Source organism: Cupriavidus sp. HPC(L), assembly GCF_000307735.3.
Taxonomy (GTDB): domain Bacteria; phylum Pseudomonadota; class Gammaproteobacteria; order Burkholderiales; family Burkholderiaceae; genus Cupriavidus.
On record NZ_AMPR02000298.1, the window covers coordinates 1 to 2,814 of the forward strand.

Here is a 2,814-nt window from a genome sequence, read left to right on the forward strand (position 1 = left end):
CGAGCCGCGTCCCGCCGCCGACCAGATCGCGGTGCGCCTGAGCGGCGGCCAGGGCGAGGCGCAGGCCAGGCCCGAGCCGCGCAAGGCGGCGCCGCTGGCCCCGCAGCAGCAATCCCGCCTCGATGCGCAGGCGCTCGATGCCGGCGAGGAACTGGTCAGCGCACCGGCAGCCCGTGGGGTCGACAAGCCGGCCGACAAGCCGGCGGAAAAGCCCGCCGAGCGCACCGAAGCGGTGGCCAAGGCCGATCCCAGGCCGGAATCGAAGCCCGAATCCAGGACGGAAGCCAGATCGTCCGGCAGCGGCAAATATGTGATCCTCGTCGGCGCCTTCTCGACCGAGGACAAGGCGAAGCAGTGGATGAGCAAGTTGAAGGCGAACAAGGTGCCCGCATATATCGAACGCAAGGCGCTGGCCGACGGCGAACGCATCCTGCTGCGCGCCGGCCCGTTTTCCGACCGCGATGCCGCCGACGCCGCCGAGAAGCGGGTCCGCGCGGCCGGCCTGACGGCCCGCGTGGTCGAGCTCTGAGCGGCGGCGGACAGCGGTGCTGGCGGGAATGCAGCTGACGTTCTTCGACTACGCGGTCGTGTTCGTGCTGATCGCCTCGGGGCTGGTCGGCGCGCTGCGCGGCCTGATGCGCGAACTGCTGTCGCTGGTGGGCTGGATCGCGGCGTTCTTCGTGGCCTACAACTATGTCGGGGTCGCGGCGCAATGGATGCCCGAGTCGCTGCCCGGCGGAGCGCTCGCGCGCAGCGCCGCGGGATTCGCGGTATTGTTCTTCGGCACCGTGATCGGTGCGGCGCTGGTCGGCGCGGTGATCGGCCAACTGCTGGAGACCACCGGCCTGAAGCCGGCCGATCGCGGGCTGGGACTGGTGTTCGGAGTGGCGCGCGGCGCGCTGGTGGTGATGCTGCTGGTCACATTGGCCGGCTTCACCAAATTGCCCGACGAACCTTTCTGGCGCGACGCGGTGTCGCGCCCCTATGTGATCGCCGCGATGGAGTCGCTGCGGCCCTGGTTGCCGCCGGAAATCGCCAAATACGTCAGAACTTGAGGCCGGGCACCCGCCCGGCATGAAATTTTCGCGCCTGGTCTGCCGTCGGCAGCGCGCAGGGCGCGCCGAATCAAAGCCTTTCCTGGGAGCTTGGCATGTGCGGTATCGTCGGTGTGGTGTCTGCCACGCCCGTCAATCAGTTGATTTACGACAGCCTGCTGCTGTTGCAGCACCGCGGTCAGGACGCCGCGGGCATCGCGACCGCCAACGGCAGCACCTTCCACATGCACAAGGCCAACGGCCTGGTGCGCGACGTGTTCCGCACGCGCAATATGCGCGGCCTGCCGGGCGCGGCGGGCATCGGCCAGGTGCGCTACCCCACCGCGGGCTCGGCCTCCAGCGAGGAAGAGGCCCAGCCGTTCTACGTCAATGCGCCGTACGGCATCATCCTGGCCCATAACGGCAACCTGACCAACTGGCAGCAGCTGCGCGAGGAGATGTTCCGGCGCGATCGCCGCCACATCAATACGCATTCGGATACCGAGGTGCTGCTGAACGTGCTGGCCGACGAGCTGCAGCGCGCCAGCAACGGCACTTCGCTCGATCCCGAGATCATCTTCGCCGCGGTGGCCGGCATGCACCGCCGCGTGCGCGGCTCGTATGCGATCGCCGCGCAGATCGCCGGCTACGGCATGCTGGCGGTGCGCGATCCGTTCGGCATCCGTCCGCTGTGCCTGGGCAGCGTCGAGACGCCCCACGGCAAGGAATGGATGGTCGCGTCGGAGTCGGTGGCGCTCGAGGGCATCGGCTACAAGCTCGAGCGTGACGTGGCGCCGGGCGAGGCGATCTTCATCGATCTGGACGGCAAGCTCTACACCAGGCAGTGCGCCGACAATCCGCTGCTGAACTCCTGCATTTTCGAATACGTCTACCTGGCTCGGCCGGATTCGTGCATCGACGGCGTGCCGGTCTACGATGCGCGGCTGCGCATGGGCGACTACCTGGCCGAGAAGATCCGCAGCGAGGTCAGCGCCGGCGATATCGACGTGGTGATGCCGATTCCCGATTCGAGCCGGCCGGCGGCGATGCAGGTTGCCAACAAGCTGGGCCTGAACTATCGCGAGGGCTTCTTCAAGAACCGCTATGTCGGCCGCACGTTCATCATGCCGGGCCAGGCGGTGCGCAAGAAGTCGGTGCGCCAGAAGCTCAACGCGATGGGCGTCGAGTTCAAGGGCAAGAACGTGCTGATCGTGGACGACTCGATCGTGCGCGGCACCACCTCGTTCGAGATCGTGCAGATGGCGCGCGATGCGGGCGCCAACAAGGTGATCTTCGCGTCCGCGGCGCCGCCGGTGAAATTCCCGAACGTCTACGGCATCGACATGCCGACCCGCAGCGAGCTGGTCGCGCATGGCCGCAGCCATGACGAGATCTGCCGCATCATCGGCGCCGACCAGCTGGTCTATCAGGACGTCGAGGCGATGAAGCAGGCGGTGCGCGACATCAACCCGGCGCTGAAGGACTTCGAGGCCTCGTGCTTCGACGGCAAGTACATCACCGGCGATATCGACGAGGCCTATCTGGACCGCCTCGAGACCGCGCGCAGCGAAGCCGACCGCGAGGGCGGCGGCGACACCGAGCGTTCGCAGCTGCATCTGCAGCGCTCGGGCGGCAACGAGTAAGCGGCCGCCGGCTTTCTCCCTCTCCCGCTCGCGGGAGAGGGCCGGGGAGAGGGCGGGGCGCTTGTCGTTACCGATGACGTTGGCATGGCGAGCGCCCTTTACCCCCCCCCCCCCCCCCCCCCCCCCCCGGGGGGGGG

General features: G+C 68.2%; 3 protein-coding genes. All 3 read left to right on the top strand.

From position 1 onward, the window contains the following. Nucleotides 1-529 (top strand): SPOR domain-containing protein (locus B551_RS16000; protein ID WP_023264523.1); only part of this gene is annotated, 529 nt, incomplete at its 5' end. 28 nt (nucleotides 530-557) lie between these two features. Further along, nucleotides 558-1,055: a CvpA family protein gene (locus B551_RS16005; protein ID WP_006578036.1), complete on the top strand. Its 498-nt coding sequence runs from the start codon at nucleotides 558-560 to the stop codon at nucleotides 1,053-1,055. 95 nt (nucleotides 1,056-1,150) lie between these two features. After that, nucleotides 1,151-2,677, top strand: coding sequence for an amidophosphoribosyltransferase (gene purF, locus B551_RS16010; RefSeq protein WP_023264524.1), 1,527 nt, complete (start codon nucleotides 1,151-1,153; stop codon nucleotides 2,675-2,677). Nucleotides 2,678-2,814 lie beyond the last annotated feature (137 nt).